Origin of the sequence: Methylobacterium platani (genome assembly GCF_001653715.1) — a bacterium.
In the GTDB taxonomy this organism is placed as follows: domain Bacteria; phylum Pseudomonadota; class Alphaproteobacteria; order Rhizobiales; family Beijerinckiaceae; genus Methylobacterium; species Methylobacterium platani.
Genome location: NZ_LWHQ01000039.1, coordinates 21,707 through 46,715 on the forward strand (window position 1 = coordinate 21,707; position 25,009 = coordinate 46,715).

Below are 25,009 nucleotides of genomic sequence, written 5' to 3' on the forward strand. Positions count from 1 at the left end.
GATGAATCAAGCGGCGGCCAGTTCGTCCGCTAAGATGTCGCACCAATCCCTACCAACCTCGCGAGGCATTTCAACTCTCACACTGGAAAATGTGCGGGAAAGTCGATGAGCGAGCGCGTATGCCGCGGCCTGTCCTGCGTAAGCGGCATCTGTGTCTCCAAAAATGACAACCTGATCGACATTCAGTGGTGGCTCCCACTTCGCGAGAAGGGTGGAGTTGATCGCGGCCCAGCACGGAATGCCGAACAGGGATGCTGCGGCGCATGCGGTTTCGATCCCCTCGGCGATCCCCAGGACCGGGCCGGGGTCGAAGAGGCGAATCGCGGCGCCGGCCGGGATGGTACCGGGCATCATACGGCGCGGGTCCTCGACAGGGGCCTTCCTGCCGTCCTCAGTTAGATAGGTCCGGTGGATCGTGGCCGGTGCGCCGTCAGGCCCGGTGACCATGGCGAGCATGGCCGGGTGCCAGGAGGGCGTCTCGTCCTGGTAGCGAAGGCGGCGGACCGTGCGCAGGCAAGCCGGGACGGTCGCCAGGCCGACGCGCCGCGCGAGGTATCGTGCGACAGGGTCGCCCGGCTGCACCGGCTTCGAGGACCGCCACAGGCGGTTCAGCCGCTCCCGGCAGTCGTCGGGGGAGCGCTTTGCCCGCACCGGGCGCGCTGGGACCGTGCCGATGAGGGCATCGACGCGCTCGGCCACCTCCCTGAACGAGATGCCCAGCACCCGTATCGCCAACGTCGGGCCGTCGCCGGGCCCGCAGTGGTTGCAGATCCAGGTGCCGCGACCTTCGAGGTCGTCGAAGCGAAACCGGGTCCTGCCGTTGCAGAGCGGGCAGGGGCCTTGCTTCGCGGTGAGGTACTTCCGATCCACCCCGAGGAGCGGCAGGAGTTCGGACCACCGGCCACTGGCGCGTTCACTCAGCGGCCTGGACATGGTGGACCTCCCGCTTCCTGGCGAAGGCGATCGCGCGCGATTTGACCCAGCTCAGGATCTCGGGGGTGGGTTCGACCTCCGGGGCGTCGCGGTAGTGGTTGGGCCAGACGCCCGTCAGTTCGCGGAACTGGTTCGAAGCCCAGCCGGCCGAGTAGCCCCGGCGCCGGCCCACGAGCTTGAGCTGCCCGAACAGGTCAGCCTTCTCGAGCGTCTTGGCCCTCGCCTTGAGCGGCCGCACCTCGACGAGCTCGCCGTCCTCGCACTGGATCTCGCTCTGCTTCTCCGGCTTGAAGCCGCAGGCAGGGCAGACGTGAACCTTCGGCGGCTTGAGGAAGCTGCAGGCAGAGCACTCCTTCGGCAGAGGCTCCGGACGCTCCCTCGCGTCGCGCTTCTGCCGCTCCCGGCCATCGTCGAGCCGGTCGTGGTGGATGTCGGTCACGAACCCGAGCCGCAGGTGCGTGTCCGAGTGGTCTAAAATAATACAGTTGTGTACTAGAAGACCATTCGCGGTGAATCGCTGCCTTGGACCTGCGTTGAGTATGTCCCAGACCTCCGCCTCTTGGGTCTCTGGTTCTGCATGTTCTCCTTGGATGTCGCCCATCGGAGATTTCCGGGTTCGTAATGCCCATTGTTGTTGATCCGGTCGATTTGCATCGTGCGATCCGCGATGCCCAGATTCTCTTCGATCCAGCGCGCGGCCTCGTTCGGACCAGCGAACCGAAATTCGATCCCACGCCCGCCGTACCGCTCGAAGGAGGTGGATCGCGGATTGTTGCAGCGATCCTGCTGCGCTTGGCAGCGCCGATACAGCCATCCCGGTACCGTGACCGTCTCCCTGCCATTGCAATGCGGGCATGCCTGCGTTCCAGGGCGTTTCCGCAGGTTGTGAAAGCGCCCCATGTGCGTCATTCCGCACCGGTCGCAGCGCACCTCGACCCGCAGGTCCGAAGCCTTGCCTTCCGTCGCCACCGACGCGATCACCAGCGAACCAAACCGGGTACCCACCCACAGCGGTGCGAGCGATCCGGAGGCGTCGACGATGCGCCTCCGCGAGCGGGAGCCAGCCATCATCGGTCATCACCTCGTGGTCGGGGGTTGCGGTAAGGCCATCGTACGTGATCACGGGCTGCACGCCCTTGCAGACGGCCCCGGCATGCTGGACGAAGGCCACGCCGTCCCAGACACGATCAGCGAGCGTCACCTGCTCGATCGGCACCTCGCCGCGATCCGTCAGGATGAGAGCGCTGCGAGCAATGCAATCGGCCTTGCCCGGCGCCGTCCGCAGGCCGCGCCCGATGATCTGGACGAACAGCATCTCGGACTTGGTCGGCCGCGCCAGCACGATGCAGCGCACGTCGAGGTCCACGCCGGTGGTCAGGCACCCGACACTCGCGATGGCCTTCAGCTCGCCGCGGGTGAACTGCCGGAACAGCGATTCGCGCTCCTCGCTGCCGGTGTAGGCGTCGATGTAGCCCGTCGCTACACCGGCCGCCTGGAACTGCGCCTGGAGGTGCTTGGCGTGCGGCCGATCAACGGCGAAGATGAAGGTCGGGCGGTTCTCACCCCGCCGGAGCCAAGTCTGGACGACGTCGGCGACGAGGCTGGCCTGGTTCATCGCCTCGCCCAGGTCGCCCTCGTGGTAGTCCCCGGCGACCGTGCGGACGTCGGAAAGATCGGGGTGCGACGGGGCGTAGACCCGGAAGGGCGAGAGGTACCCGGCCTCGATCAACTCGCCGGTGGTCGTGACCTGGATCAGGTCGTCGTAGAATTTGCCCAGGCCCTTCGTCCACGGCGTCGCCGAGAGGCCGACGAACGGGACACGCTGCCAGGCCGGATCGGCCATCCACACGCCCAGCATCTCAAACCAGCGATGCGCCTCGTCGACCACGACGATGTCGAACGGCGGGATTGCCCGGCGCTGCAGGGTCTGGATCGACGCGACCTGCACCGGCTTGCTCGCGTCGGTCATCGGGTGGCTGCCCTGGATCACCCCCACGTCGTGGATCCCCTCGCTGAAAAACGACCGGACGGTCTGATCGATGAGGGACAAAGCAGGAACAACGAACAGGATCCGCTTGCCCTTCGCCAGGGAGCCCTTCACCAGCGCCGCACCCACGACGGTCTTGCCCGCACCTGTTGGAGCTTGGACCATGGGGCGGCGCCGGCCGCTGCGGAGCGAGGCCCGGAGGCGGTCGATGATCGCGACCTGATGGGGGCGAAGCTGCCGGCTCATCGGTCGCTCCCTGCGGCGACGTCGAGGTCATCCCAGGCCGGGCTGTCCAAGCCGAGGGGGGAGCTTGGGCCAAAAGCGTCGTCGCCAAACGGGTCGAAGGGGGGTCCGGGGCGGCGGGTCGCGCCTACCTGCTCCACATCCTGAAACCTCTTCTCACGGCTAGGAATAAGGTTCATGGTAGTTCTTGGTAGGTTCTTTCCCCGGCACGTGGTGCCGCTAACCCGACCGTGAGATGCCGCTAACCCGTCCTTGATATGCCGGTAACTGTCCCCGGACTTAGCGGCATCGTCTGCCGGTAAATCGCAGGCTGCGGAGTGGGCCGGTTCGGGCTCGTCCAGAGGCTCGACCGGCACCGCGACGAGGTCGAAGTCCCCCTCGAGGCTGAGGACGATCAGGTCCGTGGCGCGCCCGCCCATGCCATTGCCGCGGTGCGTCCGGGCGATGATCCCGGCGGCGGTCAATTCGGCCAGGACGAGGCGGATGGTACGGACCGCAAGGCCGGTCTCGACGGCCAGCGTGGCCTGCGAAGGCCAGCACCGGCCCGCCTTGTCGGCGTAGTCGGCCAGGGCGTTGAGGACGACCCGGCAGGTGGTGCGCACGCGCTGGCGCTTGGCCCATCTGGCTGCGACGACGCTCATTGGTCGCCTCCCTGCATGGAGGCGGCGACCAGATCATCGGCCACACGGTAGGCATGCTCGGCGGCGGCCGGCATGCTCGAGGCCTTGGCAATGGTGGAGCCGCCGTAGCGGAGCAGGCAGTCGCCGAAATCGACCACCATCCGGTAGTCGCCCGCCTCGCGGGCCCGACGGACCAAATCCTGGCGGAGGGCATACAGCGCCGCGTCGGCGGCGGCGTAGAGGCTCGGGTCGGCGCGAAGCTGTGTCTTGAGTTCGGGCATGGCGAGACCGTTCCGAGAACCGCTGATGCGGTCGGTTGCAGGTTTCGGCGGATGGGACGGGTAGGGGCGCCCTCAGGCGCGGGCGGTCACGGCGGGGCGCGCACCTGCGCCCTCGGCCGCTCCCTGGGGGTCAGGTGGCCCCGGAACTCGGGGGCCGGTGGCTCGGGTGTCGGCTGCAGCAGCGAGAGCGCCAGGACCGTGTCACGGTGGGCGCGGGCCCGGGACCGGTTCCGCGCGGCGGCCTCGGTCAGGTCAGTGCCAGCGAGTTCGTCGGCGAGCCGATCTTCCGATCGGGCCTGGGCGTCATACCAGCGGATCAGCTGGTCGAGCCGGGAGCCCGAGATCGGCCGATCGCTCGCCAGGATGGTGATGGCTTTGTCCTCGGCCATCACTCGGCGGCCTCGGGCAGGGCGACTGCCGCGGCCGCAGCGAGGATCGCACCCCGCAGCCGCAGGTTCTCGGTCGTCAAGCGGGAGACCTCATCCTCGAGCGCCAGGTGGTCACGCTCGTCGCGGGCGAGGTGAGCCCGCATGAACGTGGTGTAGGCCGTACCGACCGCGGCGTGGTCGGCCGGGTCGTCGCTGTCGGCGGCGATCCGCTTGGCGTCGACCCAGGCCCGGAACAGCCGGTCCCGATAGTCGCGGGCCGGGGCGAACCCGGCATCCGGCGCGTCAGGGGCGAGAGCAGGGGCAGGAGCGGTCACGGGTCACTCTCCATCAGCCAGACGCCGAGTGCGGCGAGCCACCGCCCGGAACGCAGCAGCATCCGCCCGAGCCGATCCCGCAGAGAGGCGGGACATGCGTTCCGCCAGCGCTTCGAAGTCTGCTGCCAACGAGGCGTACTCATCTGATCTCTCCCGAGTGCGGGCCGCACGCGCCGCTCGGATCGCCTCGATCTCCGCGGCCTGGACGCACCGGGCCTTGCGGTACCAGAGGTCGAAGGCCCGCCAGTACGAGAGCCCGGCCCGCCGAGCGGCACGGCCAATCTGAACCTTGATGCTGTCGTTGCCGACCGGCTGCGCGATCTCGCGCAGGCCCTCGGCCGCCTCAAGCAGGAACGCGGTCACGCGCTGCTCCCAAGACTTTTGGGACATCTCCCAATCCACCTCCGCCACGATCCGGGTCGTGACGGAGGTGCCAGATGAGGAGATGCCCCGAGGATGAGTTGACGGAGACGGAGGCCACGCCGCGCACCACCCTGGCAGGACCGGGCGCGGCGCGGGCCGCCGAGACGAGACGCAAACACAAGGAACGGGCGCGCCAGCGCCGACGCCGGCACGCGCCCTGGGAGCGAAGCGCGCTCCAATCCCGCCGCCGGCATCGATGAAAGGAGCCGGCCATGACCGGACGCGAGACCGACCCCGATCAGGACTTCACGATCGAACTGACGCGCGTCGAGTTCGAGGACGACGACCCCTTCGGCCCGGAGACCTACGTGATCACCTTCCGGGTCGAGCGGGAGGGCAGAGGATTCGACATCACGGTCTGGCTGCTGGCCCACAGCGTGCCGACAGTCGATCTGATCCGGGCCGCGATGGTGCTGCTGCACGAAGTGGTGGCGAAGCTGACCGAGCAGACCAGGGCGTGGAAGGGAGGCATGGCCTGACCCCGACACGAGGTTGTTCAGAAGTGCGAGCGCCGGGCGGCGAACGATTCGCGCGCACCGTCCGGCGCCGCGACCGCGATGCGCGGAACATCGCGCATCGATCCGCCGATCCAGCCAGGACAGGAGGCGGATCACGACGCCGTCCCCCCGGTGAGAAGGCGGGCCAGATGATCGGCATCCTCCCGACCAAGGCGAAAGCGGTATCGCTCCTCGCCATCCTCGCGCACGACAAGGTGCCGCGCGTTGTGATCTTGCGCGACGCCGTGCACACTCAAGCTCGTCAGGACGGGGCGCCACGAGGTGAGGCCTTGGTCATCCCTGAGGATCTTATGGGGTTCAAATATGATCGGGATTTCAGTCGGAGACATCATCAAGCTCCTCGATCAAATACCGATTTGGAAGACAGTGTCAGCGCTTCCAAAGCAGGTGAAGGCCCTAGAAGAACGTGTCTCAGTTTTGGAAGAACAGGCAAAAAACCCTGTGCCAGTTGCAGACCCATGCCCGCTTTGCGAAAAACCGCTGAAGATCACCAAGGTCGATCTGCACCGCACCTTTGGGGACATGGGCGTGCAGATGAGAACCCACACTTGCGAGGCCTGCGGCCACAGCGAAAAGCGGATGCACGATCCAAGCGGGCGAATGCCGAAGGGGTGACGCTGATCCAGCCAGGAGAGGAGGGAGCGGATTATCACGGGTTTTCCCCGTCAAGGTTGGAGATGAGCGTGTGTCGAGCTGCCAGTACGGCGAAAAGCGCGTCGCGCTCAGTAGGGGCTGTCATGCGCCAAACCCTCATAAGTTCGGAAAGGCGTTCGCCAGAACTGTGATACGACAGGGCCTCACGAACTTGCCGTTCGGCGTTAATCATGTGTCGTTGCGTGGAGGAAAGCTCAGTGGGCATCGTAATATACCCCTGCTCTCACTGTGGTACTGAAATGCCGGCCATGAGAGTATTCGGAATATTTCTGCCGCCTTTGCGACCAGGAGAAGGGAACCTCCTGAGAAAGCGTTTCGCGAGCGGGGCTGCCATATGCCCCAAATGCCATGAACCAACGGCAATCAAATTTGGTTTTACGAAAGAAATAACTCACACTGATGCTAACAATATCATTGTAGATTTTTCTGGAAACACACGCAGCAGCGATCATTTCGCTATGTACGTCGCCGAAGCTTGGCCTGAACCGCAAAAACCGCGCATTCCTGAGCATCTGGACGCACGAGTGGAGCAGTTGCTTGTCCAGGCTGAACATGCGTACGCCAAGCGCCACGCGGACATGGCCGTGATTATGTACGGACAGACGCTGGACGCTGCCCTCAAGCGTCATTTCGAAGCCAAGGGCACATTGAACGAGCGCATCAAATCTCTTGTCAGCCGCCATGTCCTGCCGACGACAATAGGCGATTGGGCGACAACTGTTCGCATCATTCGAAATGAAGCCGTACATGACGACGGGCCAATGACTGAAACTGACATGGAAATGACGCGCAACTTCACTGATGCCTTCCTTCGCTACGCTGTGACGCTGCCTAAAGAGATCGAAATCAGGCGGAAGTTGACCGAGCCTGCCGATGGAGCCTGAGCGGATGCGAGGCGCGCGTATCATGGCGCACTCACATTCTGGATCGCGGGGGAGATTCCCATCTTCATCTCGCCCCTCTCGACGTCTCTATGTACTGCGATCGGATATAAACCCACGCCACTGCCCGGACGCGACCTTCACTTAGGCGCTCTACTTCAGCGATCACGGAAGCAGGAGGAGACCGCTCCCCTCTTTCCCAACGTTGCCAAGAGCGAGAGGGATTGATGCCTCCCGAGCCCGCTCGCCTACCTGCCTCCGCAAGGGACAGCCCTTGCGAAACGCGCCATTCGCGGGGTGACAGAATGCTACTCATCGCAACTACGGATATAGCCGATCGGCTATGATAGCGTCAAGGGCGACATAGCGTTGCCACATATGGACCCAGCCGCGGATTTAGCCCAATTGGCTATATGAGCACCGAAACCCCGAATCGCATCGCGGAACTCCGCAAGCAGAAGCGCATGACGCAACAGCAGCTCGCTGAAGCGGTCGGAGCGCATTGGATTACAATATCCAAACTCGAAAGAGGAAAGATTGCGCTCACTTACGAGTGGGCTGCTCGGATCGGCAAAGCTCTCGGCGTTGGTGAATTTGATATATACAAGAATAAGATTACCAGGAGAAACATATTTGTATCAGGCTATGTGCAAAATGGTGGAATAGGATATTTCTATAGCACTGCGGAGGGAAAAAGATATGAGCATCCGCTTGATATAGAAATTGATCTGTTCACTAGAGCTGAAACTAGTTGGTTTGTTATTGAAGATGATGCCGGCTTTCCATTCTTTCAAACAGGAGACGTTGTTCAAGTCACATGGCAGGACAACGACGCTGCAGACGATTTTATCAGCAGAATGTGTCTTGTTGGAGCCAAGGACAGGAGTGGATTGATTCTAGGGTTTCTTTCGAGAGGGAAAAATATTGGTACATACGACGTAAATGTGGTTGGAGGCAGCGTTGTAAAAGATATTATTATTGAGGAATTAGGTTTTATATCGATGGCACTATTCAACGCTGCTGTATTTGACGAAGGAGGGCCGGTGGCACCGGAGTGGGTCCCAGATTCATAGCCGATCGGCTATGAGTGCTTGACGGTGATTTAGCCGCATGGCTATATTTCTCTGTCGCCTCCTGTTGAGGCGCTGGAGGCCGCCCGTGCTGCCCAACCTCACACCCTTCGTCCCCATCCTCGCCGTGGCCGCACTCCGGTGCGCCGACCATGCGCTCACCCGACAGATGGAGGGTTGAGAGATGGGAGCGCTCACCACCTTCGATTTCGAGACTAAGCCGCTGCGCTTGGTCGACCGGAACGGCGAGAGCTGGTTCGTCGCCACCGACGCTGCGGCGATCCTCGGTCAGCGGGACGCTGAGAAGCTGACCCGCACGCTCGACGATGACGAGAAGGGTACCCACACGGTGGGTACCCTTGGAGGCGAGCAGACGGTCGCCATCATCAGCGAGGCGGGCCTGTATCGAGCCATCCTCCAGCGCCGGGCGACGAACTCTGTCCCGGCCGAGATCCGGCAGGCCATTACCCGCTTCCAGCGCTGGGTCTTCCATGACGTGCTGCCGAGCCTCCGCCGGACCGGCACATACGCGCCGGCCGAGCCCTCCGATGCGCCCGGGGTCGCCACCGCCTTCCGCTCCTACTTCACCATCGGCGAGCTGATCGGCCTCGACCGCAACCAAGCGGCTTTGGCAGCCAACCGCGCGACGCGGACCACCACCGGCATCGATCCGCTGGCACTGATGGGCGCGACCCATCTCCTGGCGCCGCAGCAGGCCCCGCTTCTCACCCCGACCGACCTCGGCAAGGAAATCGGCGGCCTCTCGGCCATCGCGACCAACAACATGCTAGCCGAGCGCGGCTTCCAGGAGGGGCGGCGCGACGCCAAGGATCGGCCCTACTGGGTTCCGACCGCCGCGGGCGAGCGCTTCGCCGTCTTCCTCGACACGAGCAAGAAGCATTCGGACGGCACGCCGGTGCGCCAGCTTAAGTGGTCGGCCGACATCGTCGCCGCCCTGCGCGAGGCTACTGCGGCCGACGCGCCCGTAGCCTGATCCTCTTCTTCCCAGTTCCCGCCCTCGTCGGCTGAGAGCCGGCCCGGACGGGTCACCCCGCGGGTCATCACGCCCGCATTCTTCCCACACAGCCAGACCCATCAGGAGGCTGCCATGCTTCACGTCCCCGGTATGCCCGAAGGCGTTCACGTTTCATTCTCGCCGGAGCACCTGCCGGTGTCGTCTCCGGCCCAGCCGGAGCGCTACACCCCGCTGGCACTTGTTGGAGCCGGCACGCCGTCGAAGGAACTGACCGCGCTCCTCGACGCGCACGAGATGGCCTACGGCTATGCCCTCTACACCGAGGCCTACGGCCTGCCGGACCTGTCCGAGCGGCGGCAGGCCGAGGAGGAGGCTTTCCGGGCGCTGCTGCACACGCCGTTGCAGTCGGACGCGGACCGCGCCGCCTACGCCGCGGCCGTCATCTCGCGGCAGATGCACTCCCTCGGGGACGGCGTCATCAGCGGTCGGGATCATCCGCTCGCGGTTGCCTACCGGAACATCCGCCTCGGCGAGCACGCCCGGGAGCCGGAAGCGATGCGCCACGTCGGGCGCAAGGCCGAACGTGTCGAGGATCCGATCCTCGCAGCGATCGATGCGCACCGCGCCGCCTATGCCGCCTGGCACCTGCTCATGCTCGCCTGGAGCGATACGCTCGCCGGTACGCCGGAATACGAAGCAGCGGAGACGATTGGCGCCACGGCCCGCCTGCGCGAGCGCGATGCCTTCCGCGCGATCCTAACGACCCGCCCGACCACCCCGGCCGGCTTCGCGGCCCTCGCCTCCTACCTGCCGGACGTGATGCGCCAATCCAACCCCGACACGGAAGCGGAGGCGCTTGCCGCGCTTGATGCTTTGCGCGCCGGTGTGATGTCCCTCCGGCTTGAGGCCGCCAGCGCCGACCCCGTAGCCACTGCCGAAGCACGCTCGAAGACTGACAACGTCGACCTCGCCCGCCTCTCGGCCGAACAAATCGACCTGTCAGCCCTCGACGTGTTCCAGCTTTCAGGGCTGTTCGAGGCGTATCAAGTCGCAAGATTTTCGTGGGAAGGTGTTGAACAACGCCCGTACAGCTTCGAACGAGGGACAGATCGTCTCCGTCACCTGACGGATTTGGGCAAGATTGCAAGGTTCGAGGAAGAGCGCGCTTCTTGGATCATGCACCGGCTTGAGCAAGAAATCGTGAGCCGGAAGCCGGAGGACGAAGAGCAGCGCGACGAAATCCTGATGGTCCGCACGCAACAGGAATTCCGGTGCAACGCGCGCATCCACGACAACGCGCTGCTGGTCGACATCGCACGCGACTGGACGGTCTGACCGATGCCGAGCGCCATCGCTCTCCAGATCCGGCAGCCTCGCGCTGCCGGCCCCACCGGGCTCGCCCTCCCTCCGCTCCATCCGGCCACCGCGTGGGCCGGCCTACCGCCCGAGACCCGGGACGCCCTCGGCACCACGCTGGTCGACCTCGTGTTCCAGGACTTCCTCTCGGGAGCCGCCTACGCCGAGGAGGACCGCGTGCTCACGGATGATGGCGAGCGCAGCACCGCCATCGAGCGGGCCGAGCGTCTGCTGAACCGGATCTACGACGACGTCGCCGCCGCCCTGCCGACGCTGTTCGGCCCGGCCGGCGAGAACCCGGCTTGGGTCGAGGACTACCGCGCTGGCCGCCTGACCATCTCGAACGAAGGGGTGCTGTCGTGAACGCCTCTGAGACCAACGCCGATCCGCACGTTGCCTGCCGGCACCGCCTCCTGACCGCGTATGCCTGGTTCGTGGCTGCCCGGCCGATCGAGGGGAGTTCGAATCCCACCTCTTCCGCCCATCATGCGGCGCAGGCGGTGAACAGCGCAAAGCGTCGGGAGGTCGCTCGCATCTTCGCCTTGCCCGCTCCTGAGACGCTGGACGGCCTGCGCGTCTTCGGCTTGGCCCTGGCGCTGTCGCTTGAGGGGACCTCCGTCGAGGGCGACACCGATGTTGCGGCCGCCTGCGCCATCCTCAGCGCCACCCAGGAGAAGCTGCCGCCGGGGTTTATCGGCTTCGGCGACGAGCCGGACTACGATGACCGTGACCGAGCGGCCTGGACCGGCAGCGGCTCGCTGCCCGCCTGGGCCCAGGCCGGCAAGGCTGCGCCGGATGATGCCGACTTCCTGGTGGAGGCACGGGCATGAACGCGATCGGTCGCATTCCGCCCACCCGCGGCCTCGTCGGGATCGACGTCCTGCTGATCGAGGGGCGCGTCATCCACCTCGACGACATCCCGACCGCCGAGGAGGGGCGGCAACTGCTGGCGGTCCTCGACGGCGAGATTGCCCGGATCGAAGACCAGCTGTCCGTCGCCGATCTGCGCGGCGGGGACCCGGAGTGGCGCCGGCGCGCCACCACTGCGCACAAACGCAAGCGCCGGATTCGCCCTCGGCTACAGGAGCGGATCGGCACACTGCGGCGGGCCGAGCGGGATCAAGCGCATGCCGCCGACACCCTGGCCGCCACCTCCGCCAAGGACGGCCGGCGGCGTGCCTTCATCCTCGCCGCCCAGCAGCTACTGAGCCACGAGGTCGTGACGGAGGTCTGGGCGCGAGCGGCAGAACTGAAGCCCGACCTGTTCATGGACGGCGTACCGGAAGGGGGCCGGGCATGACGTCGCCCGATCCCATTCTCGCGGCGATTACCGCACACTGCGCTGCCTACGACGCATTCCAGGTCGCGCCCGAGGGCGAGGCCTCTATCCTCGCCGAGGAGGGATACCGAGGGGCTGGTGACCTCCTGGTCACGACAGCGTGCACCACGGCCACCGGCGCGCTGAAGCTCCTCGAGCATCTCCGCTGGTGGCTTGCCGACGAGGCCGAGTTCGCCGACGCCCACCAGCCGACCTACGGGGCCGCCGCGGTCCGCGTCGCCGATCTCACGATGCTCGCCTGCGCGTGTTGGCCGACGGAAACGCTAAGCCAAGATCCGATCCACCGGGCCATCGCCACTGCCGAGGCCGCGGAGGCGGCCCACTCCGCCGCGCTGTCGGGCCTCGACGAGAACGACGACGTGCAGATGCGGCACGCCAACGCTGCAGCCGATGCAAGCTCCGCAGCCTTCGAGGCGCTGACAACGGTCACACCCACCACCCGGGCCGGGCTGTTCGCCCTGGCTGAATTCTATGCCCGGGAGAGCGAGGAGTTCGAGCCGATGTGCGCGGGTGGTCAGTACCTGCAGCACCTCGCAACCGCCCTGAGGGGGAGTGAATCCACAACCTTGATTTCAGGCTTCCCGACGTCGAAAGCTCCATCGAACCAACAGCTTGTCTGCCTGATTCCACGAGCGGTCGCACAGGCCTCCATGACGGCGAGCGCGCAGTGATGAACCCCGAACCTGAAGAGCATCGCATCCGATGAGGACGCAGTCCGCGATCCCGGGCATGAGCCGGCGCCTCCTGACGCTGACCGAGGCGGCGGACTACTGCCGCTGCACGGTCCCGGTGTTCGAGCGGGCCTGTCCCGTCACGCCGATCGCGCTGGGCGATCGGATAGATCGTCGCCTGCTGCGCTACGACGTCCTCGCACTGGACGAGTGGATCGACATGGCCGGCGGGCGCACCGCGAAGGCCGACACCCAGGACTGGCTCGCCAAGCTCTAAGCCATGACCACTCGGATGCCGCTGCGCGGCGTGAAGCGGTTCTTCGAGCCGAAGGCCGGAAAGACCTATGCGTATCACCGCGCGAGCGGAACGCCCATCAAGGCGGAGTGGGGCACCCCCGCTTTCGCCGTCGAACTCGACAAGGCGGAGCGCGCGTGGCGCGAGAAGAAGGTGCAGGACGGCACCTTCGGCCACCTGATCGACCAGTACCGCGCCGCACCGGAATTCACCCGCCTGAAACAGCGTACCCGGGCCGACTACGACAAGGTGTTCGACTTCCTCGAGCCGCTGCGGGCGATGCCTCTCGACCGGCTGGATCGGCCGTTCATGGTCGGTCTGCGCAACAAGGCCTATGCGAAGCACAAGCGGCGATTCGCGAACTACGTCGTGCAGGTGCTCTCGCGGGCCTGCGGCATCGGGATCGGGCTGGGGCTGCTGAAGGAGAACCCGGTCGATCACGTCGAGAAGGTGCGCAAGGCGACTGGCGAGAAGAGCCTGAACCGGCCCTGGACCTCGGCGGAGCGCGACGTGGTGCTCGCCGAGGTGCCGGCGCCGTTGCGGGGCCCGTTCGCGATGATGCGTTACCTCGGCGTGCGGCTCGGCGACGTGCGCGGGATGCGGCGCGATGCCTACCAGGACGGAATGATCTCGTTCGTCACCGGCAAGGGAGCGGTGGAGGTCACGGTGCCGTGCCCGGAGCCGCTGGCCCGGATCCTCGAGGCGCAGCCGGAGCACGCCACGCACCTGTTCTGCAGCTCGGACGGATCGCCGTGGTCAGAGGGCGGGTTTCACGCGAGCTGGCGCCGGGTGCGGCTGCGCCTGGAGAAGGAAGGGAAGGTCAAGCCCGGGCTGACACCTCACGGGCTCCGGCACTCGGTGGCGACGGACCTGCGCGAGCTCGGCAAGACCGAGCGCGAGATCGCCGACATCCTGGGTCAGAGGACAACCTACGCGGTCCCGACCTATGCCCGGAGCGCGGACATGCGGCGCTCGAACAAGCGCGTGATCGACGATCTGTATGGGGAGAAGGAGGGCCCTGACGGGGAGGGCGGAGCGCCCGATCGCTGAACAGGTCCCTAGGTCAGGTGTCTAGAGCATGTGTCTAGAACAGCGACGAGGGGCCCACGGATGGGGACGATTTAATCGCTAAGTGCCTGAAGAATAAGGTGGCTGGGGGACGTGGATTCGAACCACGACTAACGGAGTCAGAGTCCGCTGTTCTACCGTTAAACTATCCCCCAACGAGGCGCTGCGTGCGAAGGACCAGAGGAGTTATCCGTCCGTCCGGGGTGGCACGTCACCGCCTCGGGTGAGGTGCAGATAGGCCGGTTCGCCGGGCCGGTCAAGGCTTTCTTGCGCGGCCGCCGCGGATCGGCGGAGCGGCGGGATCGTGGGCGGGGAGGGCCGGCTTCGGGAGCGGAACTCGCGCGTCGCCGGGCCGGTCGTCCGGAAGGTTTCGACCGGCGGCCGATCGGCCGCTCCGGTCTCGCCGTTCGCGCCTGAAGGCTGAGACGGGGACGGGTGCGGTGCAACGGGCGCGGCACGGGCCGCGTCACCAACGAAGCGACCGCCGGCGCCGCCAAGAAATCCGGGACGGCCAAGCCATAGTGCGGACGCGATACACAGGATTTCCTTGAAAACTGCACGGTTTCACTTGATGAAGCGATGATTTTCCCGATATGCCGGGACGACTCGGATCGTGCCGGGTTGCTCAGATCGGGATGGAACCTCGTGTCGGACGTCAACCTCGAGCAGCAGTCTGAGTTCGTCGGCCTCGCGGCCGATATCGTCTCGTCCTATGTCGCGAACAACAATCTGCAGATCGCCGAGCTGCCGGGATTGATCGCGTCGGTGCACGCCTCCCTGGCGGCGCTCAGCCAGCCGCCGGTGCCGGCGGTCGAGGAGACCCGGGCGACGGCGGCGCAGATCCGCAAGTCGGTCACGCCCGATCACCTGATCAGCTTCGTCGACGGCAAGCCCTACCGCTCGCTCAAGCGCCACCTCACCTCGCAGGGCCTGACCCCGGCCGATTACCGCCAGAAGTTCGGCCTGCCGCACGATTACCCGATGGTCGCGGCGAGCTACGCCGCCCAGCGCTCGGCGCTCGCCAAGAGCCTGGGGCTGGGCCAGCGGCGGCGCGATGCGGCGGCCCAAGTCGCTGCTGACCAAGTCGCTGCGGCCCACGTCACGGCGGCCGAGCCGGAGCCCGCTCCCGCCGCGGCGGAGGAGAAGCCCGCGCCGCGCCGGCGCGCGCGCAAGGCCGCGGCCGAGTAGGATGGGCGAGTAGGATGGGCCTTGCCAATCCCTGGCGGCCCGTGCGCGGACGGCGCCTGCCGTCGCGCGAGCGGGTCCTGCTGGCCCTGACCGCCGTCGCGATCGCGGCGGTCGGCCTGGTGCTGGCCGGCCGCGAGCTGTTCGGGGCGGGCTTCTGGGGGATCGGCTGAGATGCGGCGCGTTCTGTGCGCGGCGGGCCTCGCGCTCGCCGTCGCGGCGGCGCCCGCGGCCGGCGCGCCGGACAAGCCCGTCTCGGCCGCGGCGGCGATCCGGCCCTGCACCGGCAAGGCCCGCCCGGAATACCAGAAGGGCGCCTGCCTCGACGATGCCGCGAAGGCGCTGCGGGTGCGGCTCGACGCGGCGGTGGAGCGCAAGCTCGCCGCCATCGCGGCGGTCGCCACCCGGGCGCCGAGCCCCGGCAGCCTGGCCGGCCGCGAGGATGCCGAGGCCTGGCGCAAGGCCTTCCTGGCCGCGCAGGGAGCCTGGGAGGAGTATCTCCGACGCCACTGCGACAGCCTCTACGACTTCGACTACCATGGCGGCTCGGCGGCGGGGCAGCTCGCCTCGTCGTGCAAGATCCGCCTCCTCGCGGCGCGGATCGACGAGGTCCGGGAGCGGGCGCCGTGAGCCACCGAGGGGATTGCCGATGAGCGCGCCGCTGGCCTTCGAGGACGACGTCGAGGCGCGCCTGGGCGCCCTCGAGCTGATCGTGACCGCCCTGCTGCGCGAACGGGCGGAGCGCGATCCCGACGCGCGGGCGGCGGTGCTGCAGGCGCTGCGGCGCGAGGCCGAGGCGCCGGCCCCGCCGACGCCGAAGACCGAAGCGGCGCTGGCCAAGGCGCTGGCGCTGGCCGAGATCATCCTGGCGCCCTGACGGGCGCTGTCCGGCGCCCTGACGGGCGCTGTCCGGCGCCCTGACGGGGCGCTCGGGGCCCGGCGGCCCGAGAGGCGCGTTCAGGCCCCGCCGATCGGCCCGATCACCGTCCCGGTGCCGGCGCAGCGCGGGCGGAGGTTCTCGCCCGTGCCGGGATCGGCCTTGCCGCCGGGTTCGGGCGGATCGGCCGGGGGTCAGCCATGAGTCGCTCCCGTGAGCCCCGGGCCGGCCGGGCGGTCCGCCCGGCCGGCTGTCGGATCGCGGAGGATCCGCGGGCGGCCTCAGTAGCCGTAGCCGTAGGAGGCGCAGGTCCCGTAGACGTCGTCGTAGTAGGCGTAGGGGCCGCAGCCGCCATAGGTGGCACCGTAGCCGTATCCACCGCCGTAATAGCCGACATTCGAGAGGCCGTAGCCCAGACCGAGGCCGAGGCCGACGCCCGCCAGCCCGTAGCCGACGCCGCGCCCGTAGCCGCCGCGATAGCCGTAGCCGCGATAGCCGCCATACCCGCCGCGATAGCCGCCGAACCCGGCGCCGCGATAGCCGCCGAAGCCGCCGCGGTACCCGCCGCCGAGGCCGACGCCGCGATAGCCGCCGCCGAGGCCCGTGCCCCGGAAGCCGCCGCCGAGGGCGCCGCCCCGGGATCCGGCCCCGCCGAAGCCGCCACGGGCAAAGCCGCCGAAACCGCCGCCGTGGAAGCCGCCCCCATGGAAGCCGCCGCCGCCGAAGCCGCGGGCATCGGCCCCGGCCGTGGACAAGGCGAGAGCGCCGGCGGCGAGCGCGGACGCAAGAACGAGATGCCTCATGGCACCATCTCCTGTTCGTGAAGAAAGGGTTTCCTCAGGGCCGAACAACGTCGGCGGAGTAGGGCGGTTCGGAGCCCTTTCGTCGCGCAGGCATCCCTCGCGACTTCGTGAGGCGGGCGCGTCCGGCCCCTTCCTCACGACCGGCGGCCGGCACTCGTCCGGCGCCGGCCGCGCCTCGATCCCGTTCCGCTCGCCTTACCCGGCGTGGGTCACCCGCGGCGCGGCGAGGACCGGCCAGGGCCGGGCCGCCTCGAAGGCGCGCGAGGCGGCGAGGACCCGGGCATCGGCCCCCATCGGGCCGACGATCTGCAGGCCGACCGGCAGGCCTGCCGCCGTCAGCCCGCAGGGCACGCTCGCGGCTGGCTGGCCGGTGAGGTTGAAGGGGTAGGAGAACGGCGTCCAGTTGAGCCAGTCGTCGCCGTAGCGTCCGTCCGGCGGGGTGAGATGGCCGACCGCGAAGGCCGGCACGGCGAGGGAGGGGGTCAGGAGCAGGTCGTAGGTCCGGTGGAAGCGCGCCATGGCGGTGAACAGGGCGCCCCGCGCGTTGAGGGCGGCGACGAAGTCCGGCGCCGCGATCCCGCGCCCGCGCTCGGCGGCCGCCCGCAAGGCCGGCTCGACGAGGTGCCGCTTCTCCTCCGGAATCCCCCGCAGCACGCACCAGGCGCCGACGAGCCAGATGCCGTTCAGCGTCTCGACCGGATCGGAGAAGCCCGGATCGGCCTCCTCGACGGTCGCGCCGAGATCCGCGAAGGCTCGTGCCGCCGCCTCGGTCAGGCGCGCCACCTCGGGATCGACCGAGGCGGCGAAGCCGAGACGCGGGCTCCAGGCGATGCGCAGGCCGCGCACGCCGTCCTCGAGGCCGGCCGTGTAGTCCGGCGGCTCGACGAGCGAGGCCGCCATGTCGCGCGGATCGGGCCGGGCGATCGCCTGCATCATCAGGGCGGAATCGCGGACGGTCCGGGTGAGGGGGCCGAGATGGGCGACGGGCCCGAACGGCGAGGGCGGGAAGGCCGGCACCCGGCCGAAGCTGGGCTTCAGGCCGTAGACGCCGCAGAACGCGGCCGGGATGCGGATCGAGCCCGCCCCGTCGGTGCCGATGTGGAGGAGCCCGAGATTGAGCGCCGCCGCCGCCGCGGCCCCGGCCGAGGAGCCGCCGGTGGTGGTGCCCGTGTCCCAGGGGTTGCGGGTGGGCCCGGTATGGGTCGAGTCGCCCAGCCCCTTCCAGCCGTATTCCGGCATCGTCGTCTTGCCGAGCGGGACGGCGCCGGCCTCGAGCAGGCGGTCGACGATCGGGGCGTTCTCGGCGGCGGGCGTGTCGGAGGTGGTGAGCGAGCCGCGGCGCATCGGATGGCCGGCCCAGGCGATGTTGTCCTTGACCGTGAAGGCGAGGCCGTCGAGGGGACCGCGGGGCTCGCCCCGGGCCCAGCGCGCCTCGGAGGCCGCGGCGGCCTGCATCGCGCCGTCGCGGTCGACCAGCACGAAGGCGTCGAGATCCGGGCCGTACCGGTCGATGCGCGCCAGGGCGTCCGACACCGCCTCGCGCGGCGAGAGGCTGCGGTCGCGGTAGGCGGCGAGCGTCGCGGTACCGTCGAGGTCGCGGATCTCGGTCATGCTGTCTCCCTCGTGAGCTCACCCGGCCGGATAGGTGCGCCCCTTCCAGGTGGCGACCCCGGCCCGGGCCGGGCGCAGGAGCGCGTTCCATTGCAAGGCCAGCGCCAACGCCACGGTGAGGGGATGGAGCGGGATCGTCCAGGGGTCCTCGCGGCTGAACAGCGTGATCGCCGTCCGCGTGACCAGGGAGAAGGCGAGGGCGGCGGCCGCGAGCGGCAGGCTGCCGGCGCCGAGGAGGGCGGCGAGGACGAGGAGCGGGGGCAGGACGTGGCCGCCGCCGAGCAGCAGGGTCCAGACCGGCAGGGCGCGGGGCGTCGCCATCCCCTCGTGGGCGTTCTTCGAGAAGCCGGCCCAGGACTGGCGGAAATCGGTGTACATCCGGCAGGTCGCGAGATCGGCGGCCGCCACGAGGTCGGTGGTCAGGCCGGCGCGGCGCAGGACCCGGGGCAGGCGCACGCCGTCGTGCAGGCTCGCGCGGATCGCCCCGTGGCCGCCGACCCGGCGGTAGGCCTGCGCCTCCACCAGCACGAGCTGGCCGCAGGCCGCCCCGAGGGCGGGATCGGCGAGACGGCGCATCAGCGGGATCGGCAGGTAGCCGAGCAGCAGGAGATTGATCATCGGCACGGTCACGCGCTCGCCGATCGTGCCGGTGACCTGCCGGGGCACGCCGCTGACGAGCGCCGCGCCCGCCGCCTCGGCCGCGCCGGCCAGGGAAGCGGCACCGTGGGGCGCGAGCCGCACGTCGGCGTCGATGAACAGCAGGTGGCGCCCGGTCGCCGCCTCCCCGAGGACGTGGCAGGCGTGGTTCTTGCCGGTCCAGCCCGGGGGCAGGGGGGGCACCGGGATCAGGCGAAGACGCGCATCGCGGGCGGCGATCTCGGCGACGATCGCCGCCGTCGCGTCGGTCGAGTGGTCGTCGGCGACGATGACCTCGATCGGAACGCCGGTGCTGGCCAGCGCCGCGGCCAGGGTCGGGCCGATATTGCCGGCCTCGTTGCGGGCCGGAATCAGGATCGAGACCGGCCCGCCGGGCGCCGGCGCCGCGGGCCTCGTCCGCAGGGCCAGCAGGTTGGCGAGCGTGAGCACCGCCGGCAGCAGGGCCAGGGCGAGGGCGAGAGCCGCCAGGATCGTCATGGCGCCCGCCCCTCGCGGTGGCCCGCCACGAAGCGGCGCCCGGTGAGCGCCGCGCTCACCCGGTGCCAGGCCTCGTAGACGCCGCCGACGCCGCGGCGCCCGTCGAGCAGGGAGGCGAAGCGGGCGGGGTCGCGGCTCCGCACGTCGAGGGCGAGGCGGTCGAGGGTCGCGGTCAGGTCGGCCTCCAGGCGGGCGAGGCGGTCCGGGCGGGGCAGGGCGAGGAGGTCGCGGGCCGGAATGCCCGGCCCGAAGGCGGCGCAGGCCTCCGCCCCGCGCTCCTCCCAGAAGGCGTAATCGAGGGCGAGAGGCACGAACAGGGCCTCGGGCGCGAGCTCGGCCAGCCGCGCGACGCCGGGGCGCAAGGCCAGCGGCCGCTCGCGCACGTCGCTGAAGCGCCCCTGCGCGGTGATCCACATGACCCGCCCCGGCCGCTCGAGGACTTTTCGCGATGCGGCCAGGAACGCGGCCGCGCCCCGGGGCGACTCGAGATCGACCCCGAAGGCGCCCATGCGGGCGAAGATGCGGTAGCGGGCGAGCATCGCGGCGTCGAACGGCGCGTAGCTCTCGTCGTCGGGGAAGAAGCGCTGCGCCAGCAGGATGATCAGCGCCGCGTCCCACCAGGCCGGATGGTTGGAATAGACCACCACCGGGCCGGCGACGGCACGGTCCGGAGCCGGGGGCCGGCCCCATTGCGCCAGCCGCACGGCGTTGAGGTGGCGCCTCACGTAGCGGGCGAAGTACACGCCCATGAAGCGCCAGATCAGGGGGGAGCGGGCCGCGACCGGATCCGGCGGCAGGGCAGCCCGCCCGCTCACGAGGCGGCCTTCAGATCCTCGGTGCCGCCGCGGGCGTCCTGGTCGAGGGCGTCGGCGGCGATCCAGCCCGACATCATCACCATCGGCATCCCGGGCCCCGGATGGGCGGCGCCGCCGGCGAGGTAGAGGCCGCGCACCTCCCGCGAGCGGTTGCCGGGCTTGAACGCCCCCATGATCCGGCCGTGCGAGGCGAGGCCGTAGATCGCGCCGTTGAGCACCTTGTAGCGCGAATGGATGTCGGCCGGGGTCAGGTGGCGCTCGACGACGATGCGCTCCTCGATGTCCGGCATGCCGGCGGTACGCTTCAGCTTGTCGAGGATCTTCTGCCGGTAGGCCGGCAGCATCTTCGACCAGTCGTGGTGCGGACGAAGGTAGGGCGTATGGACCAGCACGTAGAGCGCCTCGCCGCCCTCGGGCGCCACCGACGGGTCGGTGATGCTGGGGGCCGCGATATAAGCGGTCGGGTCCGGCGCCGGCTCGCCCTTGCGGTAGATCGCGTCGAACTCCTCCTCGGGGTCGCGCGAGAACACGAAGTCGTGGTGGGCGAGGTGGTCGTAGCGCTTGTTGAGGCCGAGATAGAGCACCACGCCCGAGCAGGCCGGCTCGAAGCTGCGCTTCTCGTAAGCGCGCCCGACCTCGCCGCCGACGAGCTCGCGGTAGGTGCGCACCGCGTCCATGTTGGAGATGACACGATCGTAGGGCACCACGCCGCCCCCGACCCGCACGCCCTTCACGGCGCCGTTCTCGATGGCGACGCCCTCGACCTCGCTGTCGGCCTTGAGCGTCGCGCCGAGATCGCCGGCGAGCTTCATCAGCCCCTCGGCCACCGCCCGCGTGCCGCCCATCGGGTACCAGACCCCGTCGGCGGTCTGCATGTGGGCGATGGCGCAGAGCACCGCCGGCGCACCGTAGGGCGAGGAGCCGACATATTGCACGAAGTGATCGAGCATCTGGGCGAGGCGGGCGTCGCGCACCTTGCCCCGGATGGTGCCGGCGACCGAGGCGTGCATGCGCAGGGAGAGCACGTCGCGCAGGGTGCCGGGATTGAGATTGGCGCGGATGTCGATCGTGTCGAACAGGTCCTGCACCGGCTTCCAGAAGAAGAACCGTTCCGAGACGCCGTGCAGGTGCTCGGACAGGGCGAGGAAGCGCCGGTAGCCCTCGCCGGCCCCCTGGCCGGGGGCGAAGCGGTCCATCTCGGCCGCCATGGTCGAGACGTTCTCCATCAGGTCGATGCGGCTGCCGTCGTCGAAGAAGCAGCGCCATTGCGGATCGAGCCGGCGCAGGTCCATGTAGTCGTGCACGGAGCGGCCGGATTCGGCGAAGATGCGCTCCAGCACGCGGGGCACCGTCAGGATGGTCGGCCCCATGTCGAAGCGGAAGCCGCCCTCGTGCAGCACCGCCGCCTTGCCGCCGATCCAGGGATTCTTGTCGTAGAGGGTGACGTCGTGCCCGCGCGAGGCGGCCACGCAGGCCGCCGCCAGACCGCCCAACCCGCCGCCGACCACCGCGACCGAGGACCCCGCCATCACAGCCTCTCCCGAGCGGGCGTAAGCGCCCGTTCCGGACAAGCTAGGCTCGGGTGCAGTGGGGTCAACGCGCGGCGAGCGGTCCACGTTGCCGCGCCGCAGGCATGCCGCGCGGTCAGGAACCCGGACCCGGACCCGGCGGGTTGACCCTGCTGAAGAGCGGTCACCCCGCACCGGAGATCCCCCGCCATGAAGACGACCCTCGCCCTCGTCGGCCTCCTCGGCCTCGGCCTCGCTGGCCCGGCCTTCGCGCAGGAAGCCCTCGACATCACCGTCAGCCCGCGCGCGACCCAAGCGGATCCGCTGTCGACCGGCAGCGTCCGCCCCTTGCGCCCGAACCCGAACGTCACGCCGAGCAACCCGATGGGGGTCGTCGGCTGGGACGGACCGCCCGGCGGCACCACCAGCGTGATCGGCGACGACGAGCCGCTCGCCCCCGGCTCGCCGGCCGCGACCCCGGACGCGCCCTTCGCCCGGCCCTGAGGCAGGCTTGAAGGAAGACTCGGCGCCAGGAAGACCTGGCGCCGCGACGATTTCGCCCCGGTCCGGTTGACTTTTCAGGCCCCCGCCGGGTAAGTCACGCGCCTCCGCACGGGCGGTGCTCCGCATCGCCCGGCGTCGGCGTTCGTCCAAGACGGGTCTCGTCCCGGACGTTCGCCGCGAGCCCGCTTTCCCATCCGCGCCCGGGCGTTCCGGCGCACCGACGTGAGACCAGACCGATGAAGATCCGCAACTCGCTGAAGTCGCTCCGCGGCCGGCACCGTGACAACCAGCTCGTGCGCCGCAAGGGCCGGGTCTACGTCATCAACAAGACCCAGAAGCGCTACAAGGCCCGCCAGGGCTGAGGACGCGGGCGGCTTGGCGCGGACCGCGGCAAGCCATCGCGTTGACGGGACCGTGCCGGCGCCGGACAGTGCCGGCATGCGCCGTCTCTCTCCTTCGATCCGCCTGATGGCCGGCCTCCTCGGAGCGCCGGCTTTCGTCGTTTCGGCGATCGCCCCCGCAGTCGCGGTCGCGGCGGCCCCGCCGGACGCTCCGCGCAAGGACGCGGCCAAGGAGGCGCCGCGGGCGCCCGTCACCCTCGACGACCTCTACGCCCGGCTGAAGGCGGCCAAGGACGATGCCGAGGCCCGCGGAATCGCCCAGCTGATCGAGCGCCGCCTCGACCGCTCCGGCAGCGACACCGTCGACCTGCTGGCGAGCCGGGCGGCGGAGGCGATGCAGGCCAAGGATTATCCGCTGGCGGTGGAGCTCCTCGACCGGGTCACCGTGCTGGAGCCGGGCTGGGCCGAGGGCTGGAGCCGGCGCGCCACCGCCTTCTACCTGCTCGAGGATCAGGCGAGCGCGCTCGCCGACCTGCACAAGACCCTGACCCTCGAACCGCGCCACTTCGAGGCCTGGGCGGCCCTCGCCCACATCTACATGGCGAGCGACGACAAGACCCGGGCGCTCGCCGCCTTCCGCCGCGCCGAGGCGATCTATCCCCGCATGGGCAAGGTGCACGAGGCGATCGAGCGCCTCGCTCCCGACGTCGACGGCCGCGACCTGTGACCGACCGGGCGTGATGCGCCGGCGCAAGAGACGGATCTCCCGCGTGCTGACCCTGATCGCCGGCCTCGCGGCCGGCACCGTGCTGACGCTCGTCGCCGCGGGATTGCTGGCGACCTGGATCATCACCCTGGTGGTCGAGGCGCGCTATCCCCCGGCGGGCCGGCGGGTCGCGGTCGAGGGCGGGCACCTCGCGGTGATCGAGGCCGGCCCCGGCGAGGGGGCCTTGAGCCGCGGCACGGTGGTGCTGCTGCACGGCGCCTCGGCCAACGCCATGGACCCGATGCTGGCGATCGGCCGGCGGCTCGCCGGCGACGGGTTCCGGGTGCTCTCCGTCGACCGGCCCGGCTTCGGCTACAGCGACCGCATCGCCCCGGACGCCGCCTCGCCGGCGGTACAGGCCCGGCTGATCAGCGAGGCCCTGGCGAGCCTGAAGGTCGGCCCGGCCCTGATCGTCGGCCATTCCTGGTCCGGCGCGCTCGCCACGGCCATCGCCCTCGACTACCCCGAGCGGGTCGCCGGCCTGGCGCTGCTCGCGCCCGTGAGCCACCCCTGGCCGGGCGGGTCGGTCGGCGGCTATGCCGGCTGGTACCGCTCGCTCCCCGGGCGGATGCTCCTCACGCTCGCCACCTACACGGTCGCCGCCCCCCTCGGATACACGTATCTCGACCGGTTCGCCGAGGCGGTGTTCCGCCCGCAGGGGCTGCCCGCGGGCTATCTCGACGGCGCCCGGGTGCCGCTTGTCCTGCGCCCCTCGACCTTCGCCGCCAACCTGCGCGACCTCGACGGGCTCTACGCCTTCCTGGAGCGCCAGAGCCCGCGCTACTCCTCGATCACCGCGCCGACCGTGATCGTCGCCGGGGACATCGACCCGGTGGTGAAGACCGACGTGCACGCGCGGGCGCTCGCCCGCGCGGTGCCCGGCGCCAAGCTCGTGGTGCTGCCGGGCGTCGGGCACATGCTCCAATACGTCGCCGCCGACACGGTGGTGGCGGAGATCGAGGCGCTGGCGGCGCGGGAGAGGGTAGGGGCGGAGTAAGCCCCCCTCACGGCAGCGGCCTGAGCCGGCGGGTAAAATCCGTCAGCTCGTCGATGTCCCAGCCGGTTCCGGTGTTCCAGAAATCCAGCAGCTCGGCGTGGTTGAGCCGCACCCAAGCCCGGACCAGGTCGGCGGCCTGACGGGACTGGACGGTACCGATGAAGTCGTCGCGCACCACCGGGTCGGGCCCGATCGAGACGATGACGCAGGGTGCGTTGCCCTTCGGCGTGTCGGCATACCACTTCACCCGCGGGCCGTGGGCGCCGAGGCGCGACGAGACGGAGATTACCCCCGGGATATTGGTATGCTTCCGGCCGAGATTGGTCATCTCGACGTCCACGTCCTCGGCGACATCGTCCGGTGGCGTCCGGGCGGGGATATCCCGGTTCCGCAGCAGGGTGGCTGACATCTCGGCCTCCGTCGTCGCAGCCGATCCAGGATAGCGGCACA

At 69.1% G+C, this 25,009-nt stretch carries 33 protein-coding genes and 1 tRNA gene; 20 read left to right on the forward strand and 14 right to left on the reverse strand.

What is annotated here, in order from left to right:
• Positions 1-6: 6 nt before the first annotated feature.
• From A5481_RS19740 to A5481_RS19770, 7 genes are all read right to left on the reverse strand, one after another.
• Positions 7-933, reverse strand: coding sequence for a DUF7146 domain-containing protein (locus tag A5481_RS19740; RefSeq protein WP_048432639.1), 927 nt, complete (start codon positions 931-933; stop codon positions 7-9).
• A complete protein-coding gene (locus A5481_RS19745; protein WP_053082273.1) occupies positions 914-3,166 on the reverse strand; it encodes a DEAD/DEAH box helicase in 2,253 nt (750 codons plus the stop codon). The genes A5481_RS19740 and A5481_RS19745 overlap by 20 nt, the downstream gene beginning before the upstream one ends.
• Positions 3,163-3,804, reverse strand: coding sequence for a helix-turn-helix domain-containing protein (locus A5481_RS19750; RefSeq protein ID WP_048432638.1), 642 nt, complete (start codon positions 3,802-3,804; stop codon positions 3,163-3,165). Before A5481_RS19750 ends, A5481_RS19745 begins: the two co-directional genes overlap by 4 nt.
• Positions 3,801-4,064, reverse strand: a complete 264-nt coding sequence (locus A5481_RS19755) for a hypothetical protein (RefSeq protein WP_048432637.1) — start codon at positions 4,062-4,064, stop codon at positions 3,801-3,803. Before A5481_RS19755 ends, A5481_RS19750 begins: the two co-directional genes overlap by 4 nt.
• Positions 4,065-4,150: 86 nt before the next feature.
• Complete coding sequence (locus tag A5481_RS19760) at positions 4,151-4,453, reverse strand: hypothetical protein (protein ID WP_048432636.1); 303 nt, start codon at positions 4,451-4,453, stop codon at positions 4,151-4,153.
• On the reverse strand, positions 4,453-4,767 hold the full coding sequence (locus A5481_RS19765; protein ID WP_048432635.1) for a hypothetical protein: 315 nt from the start codon (positions 4,765-4,767) through the stop codon (positions 4,453-4,455). Before A5481_RS19765 ends, A5481_RS19760 begins: the two co-directional genes overlap by 1 nt.
• A 3-nt stretch (positions 4,768-4,770) precedes the next feature.
• On the reverse strand, positions 4,771-5,130 hold the full coding sequence (locus A5481_RS19770) for a hypothetical protein (RefSeq protein ID WP_156311746.1): 360 nt from the start codon (positions 5,128-5,130) through the stop codon (positions 4,771-4,773).
• 272 nt (positions 5,131-5,402) lie between these two features.
• Between A5481_RS19770 and A5481_RS19775 the strand changes: the two genes are divergently transcribed.
• The 12 genes from A5481_RS19775 to A5481_RS19825 all read left to right on the forward strand — a co-directional run bounded on the left by A5481_RS19775 (position 5,403) and on the right by A5481_RS19825 (position 14,000).
• On the forward strand, positions 5,403-5,669 hold the full coding sequence (locus tag A5481_RS19775) for a hypothetical protein (RefSeq protein WP_048432634.1): 267 nt from the start codon (positions 5,403-5,405) through the stop codon (positions 5,667-5,669).
• A 342-nt stretch (positions 5,670-6,011) separates the two neighbouring features.
• Entirely contained in the window at positions 6,012-6,323 is a 312-nt protein-coding gene (locus A5481_RS32660; RefSeq protein ID WP_082172985.1) for a hypothetical protein, read from the forward strand.
• Positions 6,324-6,610: 287 nt separating this feature from the next.
• On the forward strand, positions 6,611-7,246 hold the full coding sequence (locus A5481_RS32665) for a DUF4145 domain-containing protein (protein ID WP_197514214.1): 636 nt from the start codon (positions 6,611-6,613) through the stop codon (positions 7,244-7,246).
• A gap of 410 nt (positions 7,247-7,656) precedes the next feature.
• Positions 7,657-8,316 carry a helix-turn-helix transcriptional regulator gene (locus A5481_RS32670; protein ID WP_082172983.1) on the forward strand — a complete coding sequence of 220 codons (660 nt, stop codon included), beginning with the start codon at positions 7,657-7,659 and terminating at the stop codon, positions 8,314-8,316.
• Positions 8,317-8,497: 181 nt separating this feature from the next.
• Positions 8,498-9,307: a BRO-N domain-containing protein gene (locus A5481_RS19790; protein WP_048432632.1), complete on the forward strand. Its 810-nt coding sequence runs from the start codon at positions 8,498-8,500 to the stop codon at positions 9,305-9,307.
• Between the two features lie 114 nt (positions 9,308-9,421).
• Entirely contained in the window at positions 9,422-10,624 is a 1,203-nt protein-coding gene (locus A5481_RS19795) for a hypothetical protein (RefSeq protein ID WP_048432631.1), read from the forward strand.
• A 3-nt stretch (positions 10,625-10,627) separates the two neighbouring features.
• Positions 10,628-11,008, forward strand: coding sequence for a hypothetical protein (locus tag A5481_RS19800; RefSeq protein ID WP_048432630.1), 381 nt, complete (start codon positions 10,628-10,630; stop codon positions 11,006-11,008).
• Positions 11,005-11,475 carry a hypothetical protein gene (locus A5481_RS19805; protein ID WP_048432629.1) on the forward strand — a complete coding sequence of 157 codons (471 nt, stop codon included), beginning with the start codon at positions 11,005-11,007 and terminating at the stop codon, positions 11,473-11,475. The genes A5481_RS19800 and A5481_RS19805 overlap by 4 nt, the downstream gene beginning before the upstream one ends.
• On the forward strand, positions 11,472-11,945 hold the full coding sequence (locus tag A5481_RS19810) for a hypothetical protein (protein ID WP_048432628.1): 474 nt from the start codon (positions 11,472-11,474) through the stop codon (positions 11,943-11,945). Before A5481_RS19805 ends, A5481_RS19810 begins: the two co-directional genes overlap by 4 nt.
• Positions 11,942-12,655 carry a hypothetical protein gene (locus A5481_RS19815; protein WP_053082271.1) on the forward strand — a complete coding sequence of 238 codons (714 nt, stop codon included), beginning with the start codon at positions 11,942-11,944 and terminating at the stop codon, positions 12,653-12,655. The genes A5481_RS19810 and A5481_RS19815 overlap by 4 nt, the downstream gene beginning before the upstream one ends.
• Positions 12,656-12,686: 31 nt before the next feature.
• Positions 12,687-12,932, forward strand: coding sequence for a hypothetical protein (locus tag A5481_RS19820; RefSeq protein ID WP_156311745.1), 246 nt, complete (start codon positions 12,687-12,689; stop codon positions 12,930-12,932).
• 15 nt (positions 12,933-12,947) lie between these two features.
• Positions 12,948-14,000 (forward strand): tyrosine-type recombinase/integrase, encoded by a 1,053-nt coding sequence (locus tag A5481_RS19825; protein WP_053082270.1) that lies wholly within the window; start codon positions 12,948-12,950, stop codon positions 13,998-14,000.
• A gap of 99 nt (positions 14,001-14,099) precedes the next feature.
• Here the strand turns inward: A5481_RS19825 and A5481_RS19830 are convergent.
• Positions 14,100-14,173, reverse strand: a tRNA-Gln gene (locus A5481_RS19830).
• A 490-nt stretch (positions 14,174-14,663) separates the two neighbouring features.
• Between A5481_RS19830 and A5481_RS19835 the strand changes: the two genes are divergently transcribed.
• From A5481_RS19835 to A5481_RS19845, 4 genes are read left to right on the forward strand one after another with little or no spacing between them, the layout of a single operon-like run.
• Complete coding sequence (locus tag A5481_RS19835; protein ID WP_048432626.1) at positions 14,664-15,206, forward strand: Ros/MucR family transcriptional regulator; 543 nt, start codon at positions 14,664-14,666, stop codon at positions 15,204-15,206.
• A gap of 14 nt (positions 15,207-15,220) precedes the next feature.
• The gene (locus tag A5481_RS33745; protein WP_156311744.1) at positions 15,221-15,376 is read left to right on the forward strand and encodes a hypothetical protein; all 156 of its coding nucleotides are present in this window, start codon (positions 15,221-15,223) and stop codon (positions 15,374-15,376) included.
• 1 nt (position 15,377) lies between these two features.
• Positions 15,378-15,833 carry a lysozyme inhibitor LprI family protein gene (locus tag A5481_RS19840; protein ID WP_048432625.1) on the forward strand — a complete coding sequence of 152 codons (456 nt, stop codon included), beginning with the start codon at positions 15,378-15,380 and terminating at the stop codon, positions 15,831-15,833.
• A 19-nt stretch (positions 15,834-15,852) separates the two neighbouring features.
• Positions 15,853-16,080 carry a hypothetical protein gene (locus tag A5481_RS19845; protein WP_048432624.1) on the forward strand — a complete coding sequence of 76 codons (228 nt, stop codon included), beginning with the start codon at positions 15,853-15,855 and terminating at the stop codon, positions 16,078-16,080.
• Between the two features lie 281 nt (positions 16,081-16,361).
• Here the strand turns inward: A5481_RS19845 and A5481_RS19850 are convergent, their stop codons facing one another.
• The 5 genes from A5481_RS19850 to A5481_RS19870 all read right to left on the reverse strand — a co-directional run bounded on the left by A5481_RS19850 (position 16,362) and on the right by A5481_RS19870 (position 21,972).
• Complete coding sequence (locus A5481_RS19850; protein ID WP_048432623.1) at positions 16,362-16,883, reverse strand: hypothetical protein; 522 nt, start codon at positions 16,881-16,883, stop codon at positions 16,362-16,364.
• Between the two features lie 195 nt (positions 16,884-17,078).
• Positions 17,079-18,494 carry an amidase gene (locus A5481_RS19855; protein WP_048432622.1) on the reverse strand — a complete coding sequence of 472 codons (1,416 nt, stop codon included), beginning with the start codon at positions 18,492-18,494 and terminating at the stop codon, positions 17,079-17,081.
• 18 nt (positions 18,495-18,512) lie between these two features.
• Positions 18,513-19,628, reverse strand: coding sequence for a glycosyltransferase family 2 protein (locus tag A5481_RS19860; protein ID WP_048432621.1), 1,116 nt, complete (start codon positions 19,626-19,628; stop codon positions 18,513-18,515).
• Positions 19,625-20,377, reverse strand: a complete 753-nt coding sequence (locus tag A5481_RS19865) for a lysophospholipid acyltransferase family protein (protein WP_245238694.1) — start codon at positions 20,375-20,377, stop codon at positions 19,625-19,627. The genes A5481_RS19860 and A5481_RS19865 overlap by 4 nt, the downstream gene beginning before the upstream one ends.
• 62 nt (positions 20,378-20,439) lie before the next feature.
• Positions 20,440-21,972 (reverse strand): phytoene desaturase family protein, encoded by a 1,533-nt coding sequence (locus A5481_RS19870; protein ID WP_048432619.1) that lies wholly within the window; start codon positions 21,970-21,972, stop codon positions 20,440-20,442.
• Between the two features lie 189 nt (positions 21,973-22,161).
• On the opposite strand from A5481_RS19870, the gene A5481_RS19875 reads away from it, so the two are divergent.
• The 4 genes from A5481_RS19875 (at position 22,162) to A5481_RS19890 (ending at position 24,559) form a co-directional block, all read left to right on the forward strand.
• Positions 22,162-22,455, forward strand: coding sequence for a hypothetical protein (locus A5481_RS19875; RefSeq protein WP_048432618.1), 294 nt, complete (start codon positions 22,162-22,164; stop codon positions 22,453-22,455).
• Positions 22,456-22,691: 236 nt separating this feature from the next.
• Positions 22,692-22,817, forward strand: a complete 126-nt coding sequence (gene ykgO, locus A5481_RS19880) for a type B 50S ribosomal protein L36 (RefSeq protein ID WP_012334921.1) — start codon at positions 22,692-22,694, stop codon at positions 22,815-22,817.
• A 76-nt stretch (positions 22,818-22,893) separates the two neighbouring features.
• Positions 22,894-23,523: a tetratricopeptide repeat protein gene (locus A5481_RS19885; protein ID WP_197514215.1), complete on the forward strand. Its 630-nt coding sequence runs from the start codon at positions 22,894-22,896 to the stop codon at positions 23,521-23,523.
• Between the two features lie 13 nt (positions 23,524-23,536).
• Positions 23,537-24,559 carry an alpha/beta fold hydrolase gene (locus A5481_RS19890; protein ID WP_048432616.1) on the forward strand — a complete coding sequence of 341 codons (1,023 nt, stop codon included), beginning with the start codon at positions 23,537-23,539 and terminating at the stop codon, positions 24,557-24,559.
• A gap of 7 nt (positions 24,560-24,566) precedes the next feature.
• On the opposite strand, the gene A5481_RS19895 is transcribed toward A5481_RS19890, so the two are convergent.
• Entirely contained in the window at positions 24,567-24,968 is a 402-nt protein-coding gene (locus A5481_RS19895) for a hypothetical protein (protein ID WP_048432615.1), read from the reverse strand.
• Positions 24,969-25,009 lie beyond the last annotated feature (41 nt).

Coding starts and splice junctions, on each gene's coding strand:
- A5481_RS19790 (WP_048432632.1), top strand. CDS start 8,498: ATGGGAGCGCTCACCACCTTCGATTTCGAGACTAAGCCGCTGCGCTTG.
- A5481_RS19870 (WP_048432619.1), bottom strand. CDS start 21,972: ATGGCGGGGTCCTCGGTCGCGGTGGTCGGCGGCGGGTTGGGCGGTCTG.
- A5481_RS19895 (WP_048432615.1), bottom strand. CDS start 24,968: ATGTCAGCCACCCTGCTGCGGAACCGGGATATCCCCGCCCGGACGCCA.
- A5481_RS19750 (WP_048432638.1), bottom strand. CDS start 3,804: ATGAGCGTCGTCGCAGCCAGATGGGCCAAGCGCCAGCGCGTGCGCACC.
- A5481_RS19745 (WP_053082273.1), bottom strand. CDS start 3,166: ATGAGCCGGCAGCTTCGCCCCCATCAGGTCGCGATCATCGACCGCCTC.
- ykgO (WP_012334921.1), top strand. CDS start 22,692: ATGAAGATCCGCAACTCGCTGAAGTCGCTCCGCGGCCGGCACCGTGAC.
- A5481_RS32665 (WP_197514214.1), top strand. CDS start 6,611: ATGAGAGTATTCGGAATATTTCTGCCGCCTTTGCGACCAGGAGAAGGG.
- A5481_RS19875 (WP_048432618.1), top strand. CDS start 22,162: ATGAAGACGACCCTCGCCCTCGTCGGCCTCCTCGGCCTCGGCCTCGCT.
- A5481_RS19890 (WP_048432616.1), top strand. CDS start 23,537: ATGCGCCGGCGCAAGAGACGGATCTCCCGCGTGCTGACCCTGATCGCC.
- A5481_RS19800 (WP_048432630.1), top strand. CDS start 10,628: ATGCCGAGCGCCATCGCTCTCCAGATCCGGCAGCCTCGCGCTGCCGGC.
- A5481_RS19815 (WP_053082271.1), top strand. CDS start 11,942: ATGACGTCGCCCGATCCCATTCTCGCGGCGATTACCGCACACTGCGCT.
- A5481_RS33745 (WP_156311744.1), top strand. CDS start 15,221: ATGGGCCTTGCCAATCCCTGGCGGCCCGTGCGCGGACGGCGCCTGCCG.
- A5481_RS19850 (WP_048432623.1), bottom strand. CDS start 16,883: ATGAGGCATCTCGTTCTTGCGTCCGCGCTCGCCGCCGGCGCTCTCGCC.
- A5481_RS19795 (WP_048432631.1), top strand. CDS start 9,422: ATGCTTCACGTCCCCGGTATGCCCGAAGGCGTTCACGTTTCATTCTCG.
- A5481_RS19845 (WP_048432624.1), top strand. CDS start 15,853: ATGAGCGCGCCGCTGGCCTTCGAGGACGACGTCGAGGCGCGCCTGGGC.
- A5481_RS19755 (WP_048432637.1), bottom strand. CDS start 4,064: ATGCCCGAACTCAAGACACAGCTTCGCGCCGACCCGAGCCTCTACGCC.
- A5481_RS19820 (WP_156311745.1), top strand. CDS start 12,687: ATGAGGACGCAGTCCGCGATCCCGGGCATGAGCCGGCGCCTCCTGACG.
- A5481_RS19825 (WP_053082270.1), top strand. CDS start 12,948: ATGCCGCTGCGCGGCGTGAAGCGGTTCTTCGAGCCGAAGGCCGGAAAG.
- A5481_RS19865 (WP_245238694.1), bottom strand. CDS start 20,377: ATGGGCGTGTACTTCGCCCGCTACGTGAGGCGCCACCTCAACGCCGTG.
- A5481_RS19760 (WP_048432636.1), bottom strand. CDS start 4,453: ATGGCCGAGGACAAAGCCATCACCATCCTGGCGAGCGATCGGCCGATC.
- A5481_RS19885 (WP_197514215.1), top strand. CDS start 22,894: ATGCGCCGTCTCTCTCCTTCGATCCGCCTGATGGCCGGCCTCCTCGGA.
- A5481_RS32670 (WP_082172983.1), top strand. CDS start 7,657: ATGAGCACCGAAACCCCGAATCGCATCGCGGAACTCCGCAAGCAGAAG.
- A5481_RS32660 (WP_082172985.1), top strand. CDS start 6,012: ATGATCGGGATTTCAGTCGGAGACATCATCAAGCTCCTCGATCAAATA.
- A5481_RS19855 (WP_048432622.1), bottom strand. CDS start 18,494: ATGACCGAGATCCGCGACCTCGACGGTACCGCGACGCTCGCCGCCTAC.
- A5481_RS19860 (WP_048432621.1), bottom strand. CDS start 19,628: ATGACGATCCTGGCGGCTCTCGCCCTCGCCCTGGCCCTGCTGCCGGCG.
- A5481_RS19840 (WP_048432625.1), top strand. CDS start 15,378: ATGCGGCGCGTTCTGTGCGCGGCGGGCCTCGCGCTCGCCGTCGCGGCG.
- A5481_RS19775 (WP_048432634.1), top strand. CDS start 5,403: ATGACCGGACGCGAGACCGACCCCGATCAGGACTTCACGATCGAACTG.
- A5481_RS19810 (WP_048432628.1), top strand. CDS start 11,472: ATGAACGCGATCGGTCGCATTCCGCCCACCCGCGGCCTCGTCGGGATC.
- A5481_RS19740 (WP_048432639.1), bottom strand. CDS start 933: ATGTCCAGGCCGCTGAGTGAACGCGCCAGTGGCCGGTGGTCCGAACTC.